The sequence below is a fragment of the Pseudorhodoferax soli genome (genome assembly GCF_003337555.1).
Classification (GTDB): Bacteria; Pseudomonadota; Gammaproteobacteria; order Burkholderiales; family Burkholderiaceae_C; genus Pseudorhodoferax; species Pseudorhodoferax soli.
The window spans coordinates 422,320-441,262 of record NZ_QPJK01000002.1 but is presented as its reverse complement, the minus strand read 5'-3'; the positions used below and the strand labels follow the sequence as shown (position 1 = coordinate 441,262).

Below are 18,943 nucleotides of genomic sequence, written 5' to 3'. Positions count from 1 at the left end.
CTCAGGCTGCCCTCAGCACCATGCTCCTCATTCCTGCGATCGATCTGAAAGACGGTCAATGCGTCCGCCTCAAGCAAGGCGACATGGAACAGTCCACCACTTTCAGCGACGACCCAGCCGAAATGGCCCGCAAATGGGTCGACCAGGGCGCGCGCCGCCTGCATCTGGTCGACCTCAACGGGGCATTCGCTGGCAAGCCCAAGAACGAGATGGCGATCCGGCGCATCCTGAAGGAGGTCGGCGATGTGGTCGACGTCCAGCTGGGAGGCGGCATCCGCGACCTGGACACCATCGAGCGCTACCTGGATGCGGGCCTGCGCTACGTCATCATCGGCACGGCCGCGGTCAAGAATCCCGGCTTCCTGCACGATGCCTGCACCGCCTTCGGCGGCCACATCATCGTGGGCCTGGATGCCAAGGACGGCAAGGTCGCCACCGACGGCTGGAGCAAGCTCACAGGCCACGAAGTCGTCGACCTGGCCAAGAAGTTCGAGGACTACGGGGTCGAGTCCTTCATCTACACGGACATCGGCCGCGACGGAATGCTGACCGGCATCAACATCGATGCCACGGTCAAGCTGGCGCAGGCGCTCAGCACGCCGGTCATCGCCTCCGGCGGGTTGTCCAACATCACCGACATCGAGAAGCTCTGCGAGGTCGAGAGCGAAGGCATCGAAGGCGTGATCTGCGGCCGCGCCATCTACACCGGCGACCTGGACTTCGCCAGCGCGCAGGAGCGTGCCGACAACTACAACAATGGTTGAGCTGGCGGCCGCGGCCGAATCCTTCCGCGGCCAGCCCTGCCTGCGACTGACCTGGGGCCCCGACGACAGCCTGCTGGTGGCCCTGCACGGTGCCCATGTGTTGTCCTGGACGGGCGCAGGCCGCGAGCGCCTGTACCTGAGCCCCGAGGCGGTGTTCGACGGCCAGGCCGCCATCCGCGGCGGCGTGCCGGTCTGCCTGCCGCAGTTCAACGCCCGCGGTCCGCTGGCCAAGCATGGCTTTGCGCGCAACCTGCCCTGGCAATGCGGCGGCGCGCGCGTCGATGCGGCTTCGGGCGATGTGCTGTTGACCCTGTTCCTTGAAAGCGATGCGGCCACGCGCGCCACATGGCCGGCGGACTTCCGGTTTGCGTTGACGCTGCGGCTCGGCGCTGGCCGGCTGGACATGCTGCTGGAGTTGGACAACATCGGCACGACGCCCTGGACCTTCACGGGTGCGCTGCACACCTATCTGCAAGTGGATGACATCACCGGCGTACGGCTGCAGGGCCTGGACGGCCAGCCCTGCTGGGATGCACTGGCCGACACGCGCGCCACGCATGCGGGCGAGGTCCGCTTCGACGGGGAGTTCGACCGCGTGTTCCGGGCCGCAGCCGCGCCGCTGCGCCTGCTGGACGGCGACGCCCAGCTGGAGATTGCCCAGAGCGCAAGTTTCGAAGACACCGTGGTCTGGAACCCTGGCGCGGCCAAGTCCGCGACCATGGCCGACATGGCGCCCGACAGCTATGCGCAGATGCTGTGCGTCGAGGCGGCGCAGGTCGAGCGCCCGCAGAGCCTTCAGCCCGGCGCGCAGTGGACGGGTTGGCAGCGGCTGACCGTCGTCGCCTGATTTCCCCTTTTCTCCGAGCAAACGCCCATGCTGGCCAAACGCATCATTCCCTGCCTGGACGTCACGGGCGGCCGTGTCGTCAAGGGCGTCAATTTCGTCGAACTGCGTGACGCGGGCGACCCCGTGGAGATCGCTGCGCGCTACAACGAGCAGGGCGCCGACGAACTCACGTTCCTCGACATCACCGCCACCAGCGACGGCCGCGACCTGATCCTGCCCATCATCGAGGCGGTGGCCTCGCAGGTTTTCATTCCGCTGACCGTGGGCGGCGGCGTGCGCACGGTCGAGGACGTGCGCCGGCTGCTCAATTCGGGGGCCGACAAGACCAGCTTCAACTCGGCCGCGCTGGCCAACCCGGACGTGATCAACCAGGCTTCGGACAAGTACGGCGCGCAGTGCATCGTGGTGGCCATCGACGCCAAGCGCCGCAGCCCGGAAGATGCCGCGCAGCGCGGTGCCGGATGGGACGTCTACAGCCACGGCGGGCGCAAGAACACCGGCCTGGACGCCGTGCAATGGGCCGCCGAGATGGCGCGCCGCGGCGCGGGTGAGATCCTCTTGACCAGCATGGACCGTGACGGCACCAAGTCCGGTTTCGACCTGGCGCTCACACGCGCTGTCAGCGACGCCGTGGGCGTGCCCGTCATCGCCTCCGGCGGGGTCGGCAATCTGGACCACCTCGCCGACGGCGTGCAGACCGGCGGTGCCGACGCCGTGCTGGCGGCCAGCATCTTCCACTACGGCGAGTTCACGGTGGGCCAGGCCAAGGCCCACATGGCGGCGCGCGGTATTCCCGTACGGATCTGACGTCATCGTGATCGCCGAGAATCCTGCGATGGACTGGTTGGACGATGTGAAGTGGGATGCGCAGGGCCTGGTGCCGGCGATCGCCCAGGAAGCGGCGAGCGGCGACGTGCTGATGTTCGCCTGGATGAACCGCGAGGCGCTGCAGAAGACCTTCGAGTTGCAGCGCGCGGTGTACTTCAGCCGCTCGCGCGGCAAGCTGTGGTTCAAGGGCGAGGAATCCGGCCATGTGCAGACCGTGCACGAGATCCGGCTCGATTGCGATGCCGACGTGGTGCTGCTCAAGGTCACGCAACTGGGCCACGAGCCGGGCATCGCCTGCCACACGGGCCGCCACAGCTGCTTCTTCAGCAAGCTCGAGGCAGCAGGCGCTGGTGCGCACTGGCAGGCCGTCGACCCGGTCTTGAAAGACCCCGAGTCCATCTACAAGTAGGCCGCATGAGCACTTTGTCCCAGGATGCATTGGGCCGCCTCGCGGCCGTGATCGAGAGCCGCAAGCCCGCGGCCGGCGGCAACCCCGATGCCAGCTACGTGGCGCGGCTGCTGCACAAGGGCCCGGACGCCTTCCTGAAGAAGATCGGCGAGGAGGCGACCGAGGTCGTCATGGCGGCCAAGGACATCGATGCCGGCCGCGGCGACGCCGAGCACCTGAAGGGCAAGTTCGTGGGCGAGGTGGCCGACCTGTGGTTCCACTCGCTGGTGGCGCTGGCGCACTACGGCGCGGGCCCCCAGGATGTGATTGCCGAACTGCTGCGCCGCGAAGGCACCAGCGGCATCGAGGAAAAGGCCCTGCGCAAGGCCGTTGCACGCGAAGGAGACGGCCGTGGCTAATGACGTCATCGACGTGGAAGTCAAGGACAGTGAGCAGGCCCAGCAGCTCAAGACGGTGGGCTGGATCAGCTACCTGCTGCACCTCGTGGTGGCGGTGGCGGCCGTGGTGCCCTCGGCCCAGCCCAGCATCGGGCTGCTGGTGATCGCGCTGGTCATCGATCTCGTCAAGCGCTCGGACGCCGAAGGCACCTGGCAGGCCAGCCATTTCTCCTGGCGCATCCGCTCGGTGCTGTGGGCTGGCGTGCTCTACCTGGTCACGTTGCCGCTGTTCTTCCTGCTGTACCTGCCCGGCGCCATCGCCTGGCTGGTGATCTCCATCTGGTTCCTGTACCGCATCGTGCGTGGCATGGTGGACATGAACGCCAGCCGCCCGGTCGGCCTATCCCGTTGAGCGAGCCCGCATGCACGATCCCGATTGCCTGTTCTGCAAGATCGCCCAAGGGCAGATCCCGTCCCGCAAGGTGCACGAGGACGACGAGTTCTTCGCCTTCCACGACATCCGCCCGGCTGCGCCCATCCATTTCCTGATCGTCCCCAAGCACCATGTGGCTTCCATGGCCCACGTGACGGACGAGCACGCGCCGATGTTGGGCCGCATGCTCGCGCTGGCACCGCGCCTGGCGATGCAGGAAGGTTGCAACCCGTATCCCGAGGGTGGCTTTCGGCTGGTGGTCAATACCGGCACCGAAGGCGGCCAGGAGGTGCACCACCTGCACCTGCACGTGCTGGGTGGCCCGCGTCCCTGGGCACGCGCTTGAGCGGCCTATTCGCCCTTCGCGGGAATGGTTCATCCCGCACACTAAAATTCAACGCAATTCGTTAGGAGTACTTCCATGGGTTCTTTTTCCATTTGGCACTGGCTGATCGTGCTGCTGATCGTGGTGATGGTGTTCGGCACCAAGAAGCTGAGGAACATGGGCAGCGACCTGGGCGGTGCCGTCAAGGGCTTCAAGGACGGCATGAAGGACGGCGGCGCCCCGGAAGACAAGGCCGCGACCGGCCCGAACGCGCAGGTGGGCACCACGGCGGCCAACGCCGAGAAGTCCACCATCGACGTCGAAGCCAAGACCAAGTCCTGATCGCCCGCCCGTGATCGATCTCGGCATTTCGAAGATGGCGCTGATCGGCGCGGTGGCGTTGATCGTCATCGGGCCGGAGAAGCTGCCGCGCGTGGCCCGCACGGTGGGTGCCTTGCTGGGCAAGGCGCAGCGTTACGTGGCCGACGTCAAGGCCGAGGTCAACCGCTCCATGGAGCTGGACGAACTCAAGAAGATGAAGGACACGGTGGAGGGCGCCGCACGCGACGTGCAGTCCTCCATGCAGACCACCGCCAGCGAGTTCGAGAAGGACTGGGCAGCCACCACGGCCGGCCTGGACGGCAGCACGGCGACTTCTTCCGACAGCGCGGCGGCCGATGGCTTTGTGCAATACCCCGAGTACAAGCACCCGAAGAAGCACTGGCGCGTCAAGCAGGGCGCCATGCCGCAGTGGTACAAGGCGCGCACCGGCGTGCGAACCAAGGCCTTGTCCGGCGCAGCGCGGGTGGCCCGCTACCGGCCCCAGAAACTCAATTGACCACGGTTTGCACCGTGTCCGGCCGGCGCAGCAGCCCGCCGCCCATCCGCTTGCACCATGCCTGATCCGAACAAGAAGGAAGACGAACTCGCCGGCACGGAGCAGCCGTTCGTAGAGCACCTGATGGAGTTGCGCGACCGGCTGATCAAGGCCGTGATCGCCATCGGCGTCGTGGCTGCGGTGCTGGCTGTCTGGCCCGGCCCGGGCGCGCTGTACGACCTGCTGGCCGCGCCGCTGGTGGCTTCGCTGCCGGCCGGCGCAACGATGATCGCCACCTCGGTGATCTCGCCGTTCCTGGTGCCGCTCAAGATCCTTCTGATGGCGGCCTTCATGATCGCGCTGCCGGTGGTGCTCTATCAGGTCTGGGCCTTCGTGGCGCCGGGGCTGTACTCGCACGAGAAGAAGCTGGTGATGCCGCTGGTGATCTCCAGCACGCTGCTGTTCCTGATCGGCGTGGCGTTCTGCTATTACTTCGTGTTCGGCCAGGTGTTCAAGTTCATCCAGAGCTTTGCACCCAAGAGCATCACGGCCGCGCCTGACATCGAGGCCTATCTCGGCTTTGCGCTGAGCATGTTCCTGGCGTTCGGCCTGGCCTTTGAGGTGCCGATCGCCGTGGTCGTGCTGGCGCGCGTGGGCATCGTCACGGTTGACAAGCTCAAGAGCTTTCGCGGTTACTTCATCGTGGTGGCCTTCGTCGTGGCCGCCATCGTGACGCCGCCCGACGTGGTGTCGCAGCTGGCTCTGGCCATTCCCATGTGCATCCTGTACGAGGTGGGGATCTGGGCGGCGCAGCTGTTCATCAAGCACACCAAGGCCCCGGAAGAAACCGAAGCCGAGGCCAGCGGCAACTGATCAGGGCCGCTGCGCGCGCTGCGGCTTGGGCCGCACACCCGGCGTGACCTGCAGGCGCAAACGCTCCTCGCGCCGCAGCACCTCGAATTCCGAAGCCTCGCCTGGCTTGAGCGCGGCCACGGAAGAGAGCAGCTCCGTCACGTTGCCGATGGGTTTGCCGGAGACCGCGGCGATCACGTCGCCGGGCCGCACGCCAGCTTGGGCGGCCGGGCCGTTCTGCAGCACGCCGGTGATGATCACGCCGGCCGTGGTCTTCACGCCGAAGGTTTCGGCCAGTTCGGGCGAGAGGTCGTTGGGTTCGACGCCGATCCAGCCGCGCCGGACCTGGCCATCGCGCACGATGCCTTCGAGCACCAGCTTGGCCGTGGACACCGGGACCGCGAAGCCGATGCCCATGCTGCCGCCCGAGCGCGAGTAGATCGCGGTGTTGATGCCCAGCAGGTTGCCGGCCGTGTCGACCAGCGCGCCGCCCGAGTTGCCGGGGTTGATAGCCGCATCCGTCTGGATGAATTCCTGCAACGGGCTCATGCCCAGCTGGTTGCGGCCGAGCGCGCTGATGATGCCGCTGGTGACCGTCTGGCCCACGCCGAAGGGGTTGCCGATGGCCAGCACCTGGTCGCCGACCTGCAGGGCGTCCGAGCTGCCCAGCACCATGACAGGCAGCTTGTCCAGGTCGATCTTGAGGATGGCCAGGTCGGTCTCGGGGTCGGTGCCGATCACCTTGGCCTGCGTGCGCCGTGCGTCGTTGAGGATCACCTCGATCACGTCGGCGCCCTCCACCACATGGTTGTTGGTCAGCACATAGCCTTCGGCACTGACGATCACGCCGCTGCCCAGGCCGGCGCGCGCCTCGCCGCCGCGGTCACCGAAGAAGAAGCGGAACCACGGGTCGTTGCTGTTGGGATGGGGTTGGGCCGCTGTGCTGGTGTTGATGCTGACCACGGCGGGTGCGGCGCGCTTGGCCGCCGGGGCGAAGCTGCCAGCCGCCACGGTGCCGGGCGGCACCGCGGGTGCTTCGACGACCGAGATGCTGCTGCCCGTGAAGCCGCGCTTGCCCAGCCACTCGGGCTTCAAGGTGGCGACCACAAAGTAGGCCGCGAGCAGCACCGTCACGGATTGGGAAAAGAGCAGCCAGAAGCGCTTCATGGTGGCAAGAAAGTATCCGGGAAAGCGCGCATTGTCTGCCATGGCGGCCGCGGCTCTCGCCGCCCGCTGGCTTGCCCCTGCGCAGCACATCATCGGGTAAACCCTTAGAATTGCAGGCCTGCGTCAGCCGCTGCGTTCACTGCCATGCCGGACCGGCCACCCCGGTCGCGTGCATGGGCCCAGGCCCCATCCGGACCCTCTCGTCGAACGATCCACTGCGTGCCGCCCACCCCGCGGCCGCGTCCTGCGCAGACGCGATCCTGCCTGCCGTTTCCGGAAAAGCCTCTATGACCACCACCGTTTCGGCGCCGTCCCTGCCGGACGCCGCACTCCGCCGACCGCTCACCCGTCGCGACCTGCGCACCCTCGGCCTGTCGGCCCTGGGCGGCACGCTGGAGTTCTACGACTTCGTCGTCTTCGTGTTCTTCGCCAACGTGCTGGGCGCGCTGTTCTTCCCTGCCGACATGCCGGACTGGCTGCGCCAACTGCAGACGCTGGGCATTTTCGCGGCCGGCTACCTGGCGCGGCCGGTCGGCGGGATCGTCATCGCGCACTTCGGCGACATCCTGGGCCGCAAGCGCATGTTCACGCTGTCGATCTTCCTGATGTCGGTGCCGACGCTGGTGATCGGCCTGCTGCCGACCTATGCGTCCATCGGCATCGCCGCGCCGCTGCTGCTGCTGGCCATGCGCATCCTGCAGGGCGCGGCCATCGGCGGCGAGATGCCGGGTGCCTGGGTCTTCGTGGCCGAACACGTGCCACAGCGCCACTACGGCATGGCCGTGGGCACGCTGACCGCCGGCATCACGGGCGGCATCCTGCTGGGTTCGCTGGTCGCAGTGGCGCTCAACACCCACTACGCGCCGGCTGAGATCCATGACTGGGCCTGGCGCATCCCGTTCATCCTCGGGGGCGTGTTCGGCCTGGTCTCGGTGTACCTGCGCCGCTTCCTCGAGGAAACGCCAGTGTTCCAGGAGTTGGCCGAGCGCAAGAAGGTCGCGCGCGAACTGCCCGTGAAGACCGTGCTGCGCGAACACCGGGCTGCCATCGTGCTGGTCGCGCTCATGACCTGGGTGCTGTCGACGGCCATCGTGGTGGTGATCCTGTTCACGCCGGCCTACCTGCAGAAGGTGTTCGAGATTCCGGCCAAGCTCTCGCTGCAGGCCAACCTGGCCGCGACCTTCACGCTGACCCTCGGCTGCGCAGTGGTGGGCTGGGCATCGGACAGGTTCGGCACCAGGGCCGTGATGCTGGTCGGCTGGGGCGGCCTGTTCGCCACCACCTACCTGTTCTACCTGGGCCTGCCGGGCACGCCCGAGTCGCTGGTGTGGAGCTACGCGCTCGTCGGCTTTTTCGTCGGCTCCATCGCGCTCTTGCCCATCGTGGGCGTGCGCGCCTTCCCCCCGGCCGTGCGTTTCTCCGGGCTCTCGTTCGCCTACAACATGGCCTATGCGGTCTTCGGCGGCCTCACGCCGGTGTTGATCAGCGTCTGGCAGAAAGTCGACGTGATGGCCCCGGCCCACTACGTGGCCGGGATCGCGGTACTGGGCTTCCTGATCGGCCTGTGGCCCTTCGCTTCGCGGGGGTGGCAGCCGCGCGCCTGATGGGCCGCGTCGCCTGAGACAATTCCGCCATGGACACCACCACGCGCGACGAATTGCTGCAGGCCTGCGATGCACTGCTGCAGCCGGCCCGTTTCAAGGATTACGGGCCGAACGGCCTGCAGGTGGAGGGCAAGGTGCAGATCCGCCAGCTCGTCAGCGGCGTCACGGCCAGCCGGGCGCTGATCGAGGCCGCGATCGCCGAGGGCGCCGATGCCATCTTCGTGCACCACGGCTTGTTCTGGCGCGGCCAGAGCGGCACCGTCACCGGTTGGATGAAGCAGCGCCTGGCGCTGCTGCTCGCGCACGACATCAGCCTGCTGGCCTACCACCTGCCGCTGGACGCGCACCCCGAACTGGGCAACAACGCGCAGCTGGGTCGTGTGCTGGAACTTCCGTTGGAACCGACACGCTTCGGCGAGCAGGACCTCGGCTTCCTGGGGCAGGGCGCCTTCGCCGATGCACAGGCACTGGCCCGGCATGTGGAGCAGCGCCTCGGCCGCAGCGTGACCCTGGTCGATCCCGGCCACGGCCGGCCGCTGCGACGCATCGCCTGGTGCACTGGCGGGGCGCAGTCGTACTTCGAGGCGGCCATCGCTGCCGGTGCGGATGCGTTCATCACCGGTGAGATCTCCGAGCCGCAAGCCCATCTGGCGCGCGAATGCGGCGTCGCCTTCCTGGCCTGCGGCCACCACGCCACCGAGCGCTACGGCGCGCCGGCGGTGGCTGCCCGAGTCGCGGGCCAAATGGGCATCGCGCACCGCTTCATCGAGATCGAGAACCCTGCCTGATGGCCAAGCTGCCGATCGCCATCAGCATGGGCGATGCCGCTGGCATCGGCCCTGAGATCATTGCCAAGGCTTTTCAGGCCGAGCCTGCGTTGCTGCAGGGCTGCTTCGTCGTGGGCGATATCGGACTCATGCGGCGTGCGCTGGCGCTGCTCTCGGGCGTCCCACCGGCACTGGCGCCGATCGCAGCACCCCAGCAGGTCGGGCAGGTGCCACTGCGTTGCATGGCGGTGCTGCAGCCGGGCCCCGACACGCCCGCCATGCCCTATGGCGCAGTCAGCGGCGTGGCTGGCCGCCTGGCTACCGACTGCGTGGAATGGGGTGCGCGTGCGGCCTTGCGCGGCGAGGTGGCAGCGCTGGTCACGGCGCCGGTGCACAAGGAGGCGCTGTCTGCTGCGGGCGTGCCCTATCCGGGCCACACCGAGTTGCTGCAGGCCGAGGCCGCGGCCCATGCCGGCCGGCCGGTGGCCGAGATGCCGGTGCGCATGATGCTGGCCAATCCGGAGCTGCGCACCGTGCTGGTCAGCATCCATGTGTCGCTGCGCGCCGCGCTGGACGCCGTGACCTTCGATAACGTGCTGCAGACGCTGCGCATCACGCATGCCGCGTTGGCGGCCGTGCTGGGCCGGGTGCCGCGCATCGGCGTGGCAGGCCTGAACCCGCATGCGGGCGAGGGCGGCCTGTTCGGCCGCGAAGAGATCGACACCATTGCCCCGGCCATGGCTGCGGCGCGCACCGAAGGCATCGATGCCCAGGGGCCTTATGCGCCCGACACGGTGTTCATGCGGGCCCGGACCGGCGCGTTCGACGTGGTCGTGGCCATGTACCACGACCAGGGCCTGATCCCGGTGAAGTACCTGGGCGTGGAGCAGGGTGTCAACGTGACCCTGGGCCTGCCGCTGGTGCGCACCAGCCCGGACCATGGCACCGCGTTCGACATCGCCGGCACCGGCCAGGCGGATGCGCGCAGCCTGATCGAGGCCTTGCGCATGGCGCGCCAGTTGGCGCGCGCCTGAACGCCCGTTACTTCTTCAGGCTGTCGCGGATCTCGCGCAGCAACATGACGTCTTCTGGCGTCGCGGGCGCGGCCGGGGCCGGGGCGGGTTCCGAGCGCTTGAGGCGGTTGATCTGCTTGACCATCATGAAGATGATGAAGGCCAGGATCGCGAAGTTCACCGCGATGGTGATGAAGTTGCCATAGGCCAGCACCGGCACACCGGCCTTGCGCAGCGCGTCCAGCGTGTTCGGCACGCCTGCGGGCACCGTGCCCAGGACCACGAACAGATTGGAAAAGTCCAACCGGCCGAACACCAGGCCCACGACGGGCATGATGAGGTCGGCCACGACCGAGTCGACGATCTTGCCGAAGGCGCCACCGATGATCACGCCGACCGCGAGGTCGATGACGTTGCCCTTGACGGCGAATTCCTTGAACTCCTGCATCATCCCCATGGCAATCCTCGCTTTGCTGAATGAAAAACCCGCGCATTCTCGCTGTAAACACCTGTCGCTTAGGGGGCACAGGCGGCATCGGTCCGCCTTGAGAGCGAATAACCCTGTCCGCTACAATCTTTTGTTGACTCCAATAAGAGACTATTGAGGAACCCCATGAGTGACATTCCAGTCGACCGTAGCAAGCGGACGTGGCTGATCGCCTCCGGTTGCGCGGGGGCGGTAGGTGGTGTGGCGACCGCAGTTCCGTTCGTGAGCACGTTTCAGCCCTCGGAGCGCGCCAAGGCGGCAGGCGCCGCGGTCGAGGTCGACATCTCCGCGCTCAAGCCCGGCGAAAAGGTCACCGTGGAATGGCGGGGAAAGCCCGTCTGGATCATCAAGCGCACGCCCGAGCAGCTGGCAGAACTGCCAAAGCTCGACAGCCAGCTGGCCGATCCCAAGTCGCTGCGCAAGCCCTCGGAGCTGACGCCCGAATACGCCCGCAACGAAGGCCGCTCGATCAAGCCCGATGTGCTCGTCGTGGTCGGCATCTGTACCCACCTGGGTTGCTCTCCGGTCGACAAGTTCACCCCTGGCCCCCAGCCTTCCCTGCCGGACAACTGGGAAGGCGGCTTTCTGTGCCCCTGCCACGGTTCGACCTTCGACCTGGCGGGCCGCGTGTTCGCCAACAAGCCCGCGCCCGACAACCTCGAGGTGCCACCGCACCAGTACCTGTCGGATACGCGCCTGCTGATCGGCGACGACAAGAAGGCTTGAGGGACACTGGCAATGGCTGAATTCAAGGAAATCTCGCCCAACGCACCAATCGGTGCGCATGTGACCAACTGGCTGGAGAACCGGTTCCCGACCGCGTTCGACGCCTACCGCGTCCACATGTCGGACTACTACGCGCCGAAGAACTTCAACTTCTGGTACATCTTCGGCTCGCTGGCGCTGCTGGTCCTCGTGATCCAGATCGTCACCGGCATCTTCCTCGTGATGCACTACAAGCCCGATGCGAACCTCGCGTTCGCCTCGGTCGAGTACATCATGCGCGACGTGCCCTGGGGCTGGCTGATCCGCTACATGCACTCCACGGGCGCCTCCGCGTTCTTCGTGGTGGTCTACCTGCACATGTTCCGCGGCCTCCTGTACGGCTCGTACCGCAAGCCGCGCGAGCTGGTCTGGGTGTTCGGTTGCGCGATCTTCCTGTGCCTCATGGCCGAGGCCTTCATGGGCTACCTGCTGCCCTGGGGCCAGATGTCGTACTGGGGCGCCCAGGTGATCGTGAACCTGTTCGCGGCGATCCCCTTCATCGGCCCCGACCTGGCACTGCTGATCCGCGGCGACTATGTGGTGGGCGACGCCACGCTGAACCGCTTCTTCAGCTTCCACGTGATCGCCGTGCCGCTGGTGCTGCTGGGCCTGGTCGTGGCGCATCTGCTGGCGTTGCACGACGTCGGTTCCAACAACCCCGACGGCATCGAGATCAAGGCCACCAAGGGCGCCGACGGCAAGCCGCTGGACGGCATCCCGTTCCATCCCTACTACACCGTGCACGACATCTTCGGCGTGTGCGTGTTCCTGATGGCGTTCACGGCGGTGATCTTCTTCGCCCCTGAGGCCGGCGGCTACTTCCTCGAGTACAACAACTTCATCCCGGCCGATCCGCTGAAGACGCCTTCGCACATCGCCCCGGTGTGGTACTTCACGCCCTTCTATTCGATGCTGCGTGCCATCACCAGCGAGATGATGTATGTGCTGGTCGCCTGCGTGGTGCTCGGTGCCGGCTTCATGGCGCTCAAGCTGCGCCTGCCGGGCTTCGTGAAGGCCTTCATCGTCGTGGCCGCAGTGGTTGCCGTCGCGTTGATGATGTCGATCGACGCCAAGTTCTGGGGCGTGGTCGTCATGGGCGGCGCGGTCATCATCCTGTTCTTCCTGCCCTGGCTGGATTACAGCCCCGTCAAATCGATCCGCTACCGGCCTGACTGGCACAAGTACGTCTATGGCGTGTTCGTGTTGAACTTCCTGGTTCTGGGCTACCTGGGCGTGCAGGCCCCGTCGCCGATCGGCGAGCGCGTCTCGCAAGTCGGCACGCTGTTCTATTTCGGCTTCTTCCTGCTGATGCCCTGGTGGAGCCGCCTGGGCGATCCCAAGCCGGTGCCCGCGCGCGTGACATTCAACCCGCACTGAGCCACGGAACAGACGCAGATCATGAAAAAGAATCTCCACGGTTTCATCGCTGGCCTGCTGCTGTCGCTGGGCCTGGCCGCCGGCAGCGCACACGCCGCCGAAGGCGGCATCGCCTGGGACAAGGCGCCCGTCAAGACCAACGACATGGTGGCGCTGCAGAACGGCGCCAAGCTGTTCGTCAACTACTGCCTGAACTGCCACTCGGCCGCGTTCATGCGCTTCAACCGGCTCCAGGACATTGGCCTGACCGAGCAGCAGATCAAGGACAACCTGCTGTTCACGACCGACAGGGTCGGCGAGACGATGAAGGCCGCCATCGACCCGCGCCAGGCCAAGGAATGGTTCGGTGGCAACCCGCCCGACCTCACGCTGATGACGCGCTCGCGTTCCGGCCACGGCGGCACGGGTGCGGACTACCTGTACACCTACCTGCGCACCTACTACCGCGACGAGACCAAGGCCACGGGCTGGAACAACCTCGCCTTCCCCAGCGTCGGCATGCCCCATGTGCTGTGGGAACTGCAGGGCGAGCGCAAGCCTGTCTTCGAGGAAATCCAGAGCCATGGCCATGCCACTGCCGTGTTCAAAGGCTGGGAGCAGGTGAAGCCGGGCACAATGACGCCCCTGCAATACGATCAGGCCGTCGGTGATCTGGTCAGCTTCATGGCCTGGATGGCCGAACCCGCACAGAACACGCGCGTGCGCGTCGGTGTGTGGGTGCTGCTGTTCCTCGCGGTCTTCTCGCTCATCACCTGGCGCCTGAACGCTGCGTTCTGGAAAGACGTCAAGTAAGCAGTCCATGCCCGGCAGCAGCAGGCTGCGGGCGTGATCAGAGTGGGTGCGGATGCCGCACCCACTCTTTTTGGTTTTTTAGGAGTCTTCTCTCATGATGGTCTTGTACTCGGGAACGACCTGCCCCTTCTCCCACCGTTGCCGCTTCGTGTTGTTCGAAAAGGGCATGGATTTCGAAATCCGCGACGTCGATCTCTACAACAAGCCGGAAGACATCAGCGTCATGAACCCGTATGGCCAGGTGCCCATCCTGGTCGAGCGCGATCTGATCCTGTACGAGTCGAACATCATCAACGAGTACATCGACGAGCGCTTCCCGCATCCCCAGCTGATGCCCGGCGACCCGGTCGACCGCGCCCGTGTGCGCCTGTTCCTGCTCAACTTCGAGAAGGAACTGTTCGTGCACGTCAGCCTGCTCGAGAACCGTGCCTCCAAGGGCAACGAGAAAGCGCTGGAAAAGGCCCGTGCCCACATCCGCGACCGCCTGACGCAGCTGGCGCCGGTGTTCCTCAAGAACAAGTACATGCTGGGCGAGAACTTCTCGATGCTGGACGTGGCCATCGCACCGCTGCTGTGGCGCCTGGACTTCTACGGCATCGACCTCAGCAAGAACGCGGCGCCGCTGCTCAAGTACGCCGAGCGCATCTTCTCGCGGCCGGCCTACATCGAAGCGCTGACGCCGTCCGAAAAGGTCATGCGCAAGTAAGCGCGGAGAACCGGACCGGATGAACGCGCTCGACGCCACTTCCACCCGCCCGTACCTGATCCGGGCGCTGTACGAATGGTGCACCGACAACGGCTTTACACCGTATATCGCGGTGCTGGTGGACGAGACGGTGCAGGTGCCGCGCGAATACGTGAAGGACGGCGAGATCGTGCTGAACGTGAGCTTCGACGCCACCAGCGCGCTCAAGCTCGGCAATGACTTCATCGAGTTCAAGGCGCGCTTCGCGGGCACCGCCCGCGAGATCCTCGTGCCCATCGGGCGCGTGATCGCCATCTACGCCCGTGAGAACGGGCAGGGCATGGCCTTCCCCTCGCCGGTGGCCGCTGCCTCGTCCGAGGCTGCGCCAGCACCTGCCGGCGTGCCGTTGCCGGCGGAGATGCCTGACGACAAGGCCGCACCCAAGGTGTTGCAGCTGGCACCCGTCGAATCCGCCGATGAAGGCGCCGAGCCCGAGCCACCCAGGCCGGGTGGTGGCGCACCCCGCCCGGCGCTGAAGCGCGTCAAGTGACCGCGTAGAATCGCCGCTGGTTTTTCGCCGATTTAGCTCAGTTGGTAGAGCACCCGCCTTGTAAGCGGACGGTCGTCAGTTCGATTCCGACAATCGGCACCACTGGACAGTCCTAGGACGTCTCGAAGCCCGCATGCCTCCAAGGCATCGCGGGTTTTTTCTTGTCCGAGGGTTTCGCGCGGGCCATGCATGCCGACGCTTTGACCGCGCTTCACCCGGACCTTGCGCTGCTTCCGACTGCAAGCCAGCGGCAACTTCCGCTGTAATCGCTCCATGGAATCCATCGGTGCACGAGTGAAGTGGGCGCGCGAACTGCGCGGTCTCACGCAGGCCGCGCTGGCCAAGGCCGCTTGCATGTTGACGAGTGCGATCGCCGACCTGGAGGCGGGCGTGCGCGACAGGCCGCGCGATCTGACAAGCCTGGCCGCGGCCCTCGGCGTCCGCCCGGCGTGGCTGGAGGAAGGCAAGGGCGAATGGAAGGAGGGGCGGCCGGGCAGCGAAGCCCTCCAGCTTGACTCTGCGGCGAGCCGGCTGGCCCGCACCCACACGGCCGAGAGTGTGGGCCAGGCCATCGTGGAACTCGGCGCGCTGCTTTCCACGCTGAGCCCACTGGCCCGTGCCAGCATCGCGCCCTTGGTTCTCCAGATCGCGAACGACCCCTCGCTTGCTGCGCATGCGGCGGAACTCGCCGGCGCCATTGCGCGTTCGGACCGTCCCGCGCAGCAACCAACCGGCGCACGGCCGCCTTGATCACGCGATGCGGCTTTGTCCTACAGCCGCATGCGCCTGGCAGTCGCCGAATCGTCATGCGAGGCACCTACCATCTCGTTCGTTGGCGCTTGCGCCCCTGTCCACTAGGAAGTGTGGGCTGCTGGAGATCAGGCTTCTCCCGCCCCACCCGAGCGCATCGGGGAGAACTCCCCAGAGGGTCGTAAACGTGAACCGCGCAAGAGTCCACGACCAATTCCGAAGCCCGCCGCCGTGCGGGCTTTTTCATGCCGGTGCGGGACTGTCGTGGACCGGTGGCAGGTTCGGATTTGGAGCAAAGCAACAGGCCTTGGCCCGATGGATGCGGGTTGCATGGAGCGCCGCTATGCTGTGGCATCCGTCCCAGGAGGTTTCGTTGCCCGCTGAATCGCAGAGCCGAATCCCGCGCCTGACGCTGTTCCAGCGCAGGCTGTGCAAGCAACTCGGAATGCCGCCGCTGCAGGTGGCGCGCTTGACCCGGACGGACGTGCGAATACCGACGCGACCCAGCTGACGCCGCCCCTGCGGGCCCGGCGTGCTACGCCATCGGTCGCGAGACCATTTCCTCGCGCGTGTCGTCTCCCTCGAAAGTCACCCGCAGCAGCACCCTTGGGCGATGGTGCTCCAGCGGCGCATGGGCGCTGTGCACCCAGGCCTTGACCACGCGCAGGCGCCCGGTGTCCATCTTGTGGGCCCAGTGCTGCTCGCCGTCGTGTTCGATGAAGCCGATGTGCGCCCAGGTCTTCCACAAGCCCCAGAAGCGAGGGCAGCGCAGCCAGACGCCGATGGCTTCGGGGTGCTTGCTGGCGGCTTCACGGCGCAACTGCACCTCGGCACCCTGGCGCGCGAAGGCCTTGATCAGGTCCGACCGCCCTCCCAGGGCGGTGCCTGCAACGACTGCCGAATAGGTCCTGCGCGCCATGGTGTCTCCCGGCACAGAATTTAGCGAGCGGGGCGGTGCCTGCACCTGCCAATGGTGCAACGGGGAGTTTCATGCGTCACATCTGTGCATGTGGCGGGCCGGGCTGTTGGGTTGCTTTTGTGCCGAACCCGGCGCGATGCGAGGCGCGCCTGTGGCCTTGTCCTACTTGCAGGGCGGCGCTCGGGCGATGGCCGCGCGAGAGATCGCCAGGCAAGCTCGGTGCTCGCCCTGTCTCATCCTTCCTTGCCTGCAGCGCGCGGCAGCCGCAGGCCGATGTCCATGTCCCATGCCTGGCAGTTCTTTCGCGCCGGTGGCGTCGATCAGGTACTGATCGCCCGCGGCGCTGATCTCCTTCATTTGCGCGAGCTCGACCAAAAGCTCTGGGTGGCGCTCGCCTGCCCCACGCGCGGCCTGCACTTCGATGCGCGCACGCTGGACCTCATCGACACCGACAACGATGGCCGCATCCGCGCGCCCGAGTTGATCGACGCCTGCGAATGGGCCTGTGCCCGCCTGCGTGACCCAGAGCGCCTGCTGCGTGGCGGCGACCGGCTTGCCCTCGCGGATCTCTCCGAGAGCGAGGAGGGCCAGGCACTGGCTGCCGAGGCGCGGCGCACATTGGCCGGCCAGGGCCAGGCCGATGCTGCCGATATCGGCCTGGCCGAACTCGCGGAACGGCAGAAGCACCTGGCCGGCGAGCGGTTCAACGGCGACGGCATCGTTGTGCCGTCCACGGCACAGGACGACGAAGCGTTGCGCGCGCTCATCGAGCAGATCGTGGCGACGCAGGGTGGCGTGGCCGATGCGGGCGGAACGCCGGGCGTGGACGAAGCGCGCGTCAAGGCCTTCTTCTCCGAGGCCGAGGCGCTGTTCGCCTGGCATGCCCAGGGCGAGCGCGATTGCGGCACGCTGCGGACGGCGGCGCAGGCGGTCGAAGCCGTGTATGCGAAGGTCGAGGACTTTTTCGCGCGCTGCCGCCTGGCCAGCTACGACCCGGCGGCGGCCGCCGCGCTGAGCGTGCCCACGCCAGAGCAACTGCGCAGCCACGCGCTGCAGCCACTGGCGGTGGATGCGGAACCGCTGGCGCAGTTGCCGCTGGCACCCGTGGCGGCCGGCCGCGCGTTGCCGCTGGACGCCCTGGCACATCCGGCCTGGCAGGTTGCCCTGCGCACGCTGCGCGACCACGCTGTGCTGCCCCTGCTTGGCGTGCCGGCGGGCGATGCGCTGGACGAGGCCGGCTGGCAGCGCCTGAAGGCGCATGTGGCGCCCTGTCGCGCCTGGCTGCTGCGGCGCCCGCCGGGCGCGGTGGCGGCGCTGGGCAGCGAGAAGCTGCGCGCACTGGTGGGCGATGCCGCCGCTGCCGCCCAGGCCCGCGTACTCGACCTGATCGCGCAAGACGTGGCCGCCGGGGGCCAGCAGGGCCGTGTGAACGCGCTGGAAAAACTCTTGCGGCTGCAGCGCGACCTGGTCGTCCTGGTGCGCAATTTCGTCTCGTTCGAGGCCTTCTACCACCGCGAGGGCGCCGTGTTCCAGGCCGGACGCCTGTTCCTGGACGGGCGCAGCTGCGAGCTGACGGTCCAGGTGGCCGACGCCGCCAAGCACGCCGTGGTCGCCGGGTTGGCCAAGACCTATCTCGCGTACTGCGAATGCCAGCGCGGCAAGGAGAAGATGACGATCGCCGCCGCGTTCACCGCCGGCGACGTGGACTTCCTGTTCGTGGGCCGCAACGGCCTGTTCTACGACCGCGAGGGGCGCGACTGGGACGCCCGCATCGTCAAGGTCATCGAGAACCCGATCAGCATCGGCCAGGCCTTCATGTCCCCGTACAAGAAGTTCCTGCGCATGATCGAGGAGCAGGTCGCCAAGCGCGCCGCCGCCGGGGACGCGATGCAGCAGAAGGGCCTGGGCAACCTGGCGGGCCAGTTGGCCACGGTGGACAAGGCCGCGCCGACTGCGGCGGTGCCGGGCGCGGCCGCCGCCAGCGGGCGCGGGCGCTTCGATGTCGGCACCGTGGCGGCCCTGGGCGTCGCGCTGGGCAGCATCAGCGCCGTCATGGTGGGCCTCTTCACCAAGTTCGTCGATTTGGGCTGGTGGATCCCGATGGGGGTGCTGGGCATCGTGCTGTCGATATCCGGTCCGAGCATGCTCATCGCCTGGCTCAAGCTGCGCCAGCGCAGCCTGGGCCCCATCCTGGACGCCAGCGGCTGGGCCATCAACGGCCGCATGCGGCTCAACGTCCGGCTGGGCGCTTCGCTGTCGCAGACGGCGCAACTGCCGCCCGGCACGCGCCGGCTGCGCGACCCCTTCGCGCCGCGCAGCGCCACGCCGTGGCTGGCCGTGCTGCTGGTGCTGGCACTGGGCCTGGCGGCGTGGCGCTGGGGGCTCTTCGCGGCGTGGCTGCCGGCGGCCTGACGG

The 18,943-nt window shown here is 67.1% G+C and carries 23 protein-coding genes and 1 tRNA gene; 21 read left to right on the top strand and 3 right to left on the bottom strand.

All coding sequences use genetic code 11. The annotated features are described in order from the left end of the window. Nucleotides 1-20: 20 nt before the first annotated feature. The 10 genes from hisA (at nt 21) to tatC (ending at nt 5,673) form a co-directional block, all read left to right on the top strand. Nucleotides 21-764 carry a 1-(5-phosphoribosyl)-5-[(5-phosphoribosylamino)methylideneamino]imidazole-4-carboxamide isomerase gene (gene hisA, locus DES41_RS08765; protein ID WP_114467249.1) on the top strand — a complete coding sequence of 248 codons (744 nt, stop codon included), beginning with the start codon at nt 21-23 and terminating at the stop codon, nt 762-764. Then, entirely contained in the window at nt 757-1,611 is an 855-nt protein-coding gene (locus DES41_RS08760; RefSeq protein ID WP_114467248.1) for a D-hexose-6-phosphate mutarotase, read from the top strand. The genes hisA and DES41_RS08760 overlap by 8 nt, the downstream gene beginning before the upstream one ends. Before the next feature lie 27 nt (nt 1,612-1,638). Beyond that, nucleotides 1,639-2,418 carry an imidazole glycerol phosphate synthase subunit HisF gene (hisF, locus tag DES41_RS08755; protein ID WP_114467247.1) on the top strand — a complete coding sequence of 260 codons (780 nt, stop codon included), beginning with the start codon at nt 1,639-1,641 and terminating at the stop codon, nt 2,416-2,418. Between the two features lie 28 nt (nt 2,419-2,446). Continuing rightward, a complete protein-coding gene (hisI, locus tag DES41_RS08750; RefSeq protein WP_114467797.1) occupies nt 2,447-2,848 on the top strand; it encodes a phosphoribosyl-AMP cyclohydrolase in 402 nt (133 codons plus the stop codon). Between the two features lie 5 nt (nt 2,849-2,853). Then, complete coding sequence (locus tag DES41_RS08745) at nt 2,854-3,246, top strand: phosphoribosyl-ATP diphosphatase (protein ID WP_114467246.1); 393 nt, start codon at nt 2,854-2,856, stop codon at nt 3,244-3,246. After that, complete coding sequence (locus DES41_RS08740; RefSeq protein WP_114467796.1) at nt 3,239-3,637, top strand: DUF4870 family protein; 399 nt, start codon at nt 3,239-3,241, stop codon at nt 3,635-3,637. The genes DES41_RS08745 and DES41_RS08740 overlap by 8 nt, the downstream gene beginning before the upstream one ends. Nucleotides 3,638-3,647: 10 nt before the next feature. Then, on the top strand, nt 3,648-4,004 hold the full coding sequence (locus DES41_RS08735; RefSeq protein WP_114467245.1) for a histidine triad nucleotide-binding protein: 357 nt from the start codon (nt 3,648-3,650) through the stop codon (nt 4,002-4,004). 75 nt (nt 4,005-4,079) lie between these two features. Further along, nucleotides 4,080-4,325, top strand: coding sequence for a Sec-independent protein translocase subunit TatA (gene tatA / locus DES41_RS08730; protein WP_114467244.1), 246 nt, complete (start codon nt 4,080-4,082; stop codon nt 4,323-4,325). A 10-nt stretch (nt 4,326-4,335) separates the two neighbouring features. Next, nucleotides 4,336-4,821: a Sec-independent protein translocase protein TatB gene (gene tatB, locus DES41_RS08725; protein WP_114467243.1), complete on the top strand. Its 486-nt coding sequence runs from the start codon at nt 4,336-4,338 to the stop codon at nt 4,819-4,821. Nucleotides 4,822-4,878: 57 nt separating this feature from the next. Continuing rightward, nucleotides 4,879-5,673: a twin-arginine translocase subunit TatC gene (gene tatC, locus DES41_RS08720; protein ID WP_114467242.1), complete on the top strand. Its 795-nt coding sequence runs from the start codon at nt 4,879-4,881 to the stop codon at nt 5,671-5,673. Here the strand turns inward: tatC and DES41_RS08715 are convergent, their stop codons facing one another. Further along, the gene (locus DES41_RS08715) at nt 5,674-6,819 is read right to left on the bottom strand and encodes a S1C family serine protease (protein ID WP_114467795.1); all 1,146 of its coding nucleotides are present in this window, start codon (nt 6,817-6,819) and stop codon (nt 5,674-5,676) included. 287 nt (nt 6,820-7,106) lie between these two features. Here DES41_RS08715 and DES41_RS08710 point away from each other — a divergent pair, with 287 nt between their 5' ends. From DES41_RS08710 to pdxA, 3 genes are read left to right on the top strand one after another with little or no spacing between them, the layout of a single operon-like run. Next, entirely contained in the window at nt 7,107-8,423 is a 1,317-nt protein-coding gene (locus DES41_RS08710) for an MFS transporter (RefSeq protein WP_114467241.1), read from the top strand. 29 nt (nt 8,424-8,452) lie between these two features. Continuing rightward, nucleotides 8,453-9,211, top strand: coding sequence for a Nif3-like dinuclear metal center hexameric protein (locus DES41_RS08705; protein WP_114467240.1), 759 nt, complete (start codon nt 8,453-8,455; stop codon nt 9,209-9,211). Continuing rightward, nucleotides 9,211-10,224, top strand: a complete 1,014-nt coding sequence (pdxA, locus tag DES41_RS08700; protein WP_114467239.1) for a 4-hydroxythreonine-4-phosphate dehydrogenase PdxA — start codon at nt 9,211-9,213, stop codon at nt 10,222-10,224. The genes DES41_RS08705 and pdxA overlap by 1 nt, the downstream gene beginning before the upstream one ends. Nucleotides 10,225-10,231: 7 nt before the next feature. Here pdxA and mscL read toward each other — a convergent pair whose 3' ends face one another. Beyond that, a complete protein-coding gene (mscL, locus tag DES41_RS08695; protein WP_114467238.1) occupies nt 10,232-10,660 on the bottom strand; it encodes a large conductance mechanosensitive channel protein MscL in 429 nt (142 codons plus the stop codon). Between the two features lie 156 nt (nt 10,661-10,816). On the opposite strand from mscL, the gene petA reads away from it, so the two are divergent. From petA to DES41_RS08660, 7 genes are all read left to right on the top strand, one after another. Continuing rightward, complete coding sequence (petA, locus tag DES41_RS08690; RefSeq protein ID WP_056898241.1) at nt 10,817-11,416, top strand: ubiquinol-cytochrome c reductase iron-sulfur subunit; 600 nt, start codon at nt 10,817-10,819, stop codon at nt 11,414-11,416. Between the two features lie 12 nt (nt 11,417-11,428). Beyond that, on the top strand, nt 11,429-12,832 hold the full coding sequence (locus tag DES41_RS08685; protein ID WP_114467237.1) for a cytochrome b: 1,404 nt from the start codon (nt 11,429-11,431) through the stop codon (nt 12,830-12,832). Nucleotides 12,833-12,853: 21 nt separating this feature from the next. Further along, nucleotides 12,854-13,624 carry a cytochrome c1 gene (locus DES41_RS08680; protein WP_114467236.1) on the top strand — a complete coding sequence of 257 codons (771 nt, stop codon included), beginning with the start codon at nt 12,854-12,856 and terminating at the stop codon, nt 13,622-13,624. Between the two features lie 94 nt (nt 13,625-13,718). Beyond that, nucleotides 13,719-14,330, top strand: a complete 612-nt coding sequence (locus DES41_RS08675; protein WP_056672295.1) for a glutathione S-transferase N-terminal domain-containing protein — start codon at nt 13,719-13,721, stop codon at nt 14,328-14,330. A gap of 19 nt (nt 14,331-14,349) precedes the next feature. Further along, complete coding sequence (locus DES41_RS08670; protein ID WP_114467235.1) at nt 14,350-14,859, top strand: ClpXP protease specificity-enhancing factor; 510 nt, start codon at nt 14,350-14,352, stop codon at nt 14,857-14,859. Between the two features lie 26 nt (nt 14,860-14,885). After that, a tRNA-Thr gene (locus DES41_RS08665) sits at nt 14,886-14,961 on the top strand. 171 nt (nt 14,962-15,132) lie between these two features. Further along, the gene (locus DES41_RS08660; protein WP_114467234.1) at nt 15,133-15,609 is read left to right on the top strand and encodes a helix-turn-helix domain-containing protein; all 477 of its coding nucleotides are present in this window, start codon (nt 15,133-15,135) and stop codon (nt 15,607-15,609) included. A 535-nt stretch (nt 15,610-16,144) separates the two neighbouring features. On the opposite strand, the gene DES41_RS08655 is transcribed toward DES41_RS08660, so the two are convergent. Continuing rightward, nucleotides 16,145-16,528: a hypothetical protein gene (locus DES41_RS08655; RefSeq protein ID WP_114467233.1), complete on the bottom strand. Its 384-nt coding sequence runs from the start codon at nt 16,526-16,528 to the stop codon at nt 16,145-16,147. A gap of 279 nt (nt 16,529-16,807) precedes the next feature. On the opposite strand from DES41_RS08655, the gene DES41_RS08650 reads away from it, so the two are divergent. Beyond that, nucleotides 16,808-18,940: a hypothetical protein gene (locus tag DES41_RS08650; RefSeq protein ID WP_147282819.1), complete on the top strand. Its 2,133-nt coding sequence runs from the start codon at nt 16,808-16,810 to the stop codon at nt 18,938-18,940. Nucleotides 18,941-18,943: the final 3 nt, after the last annotated feature.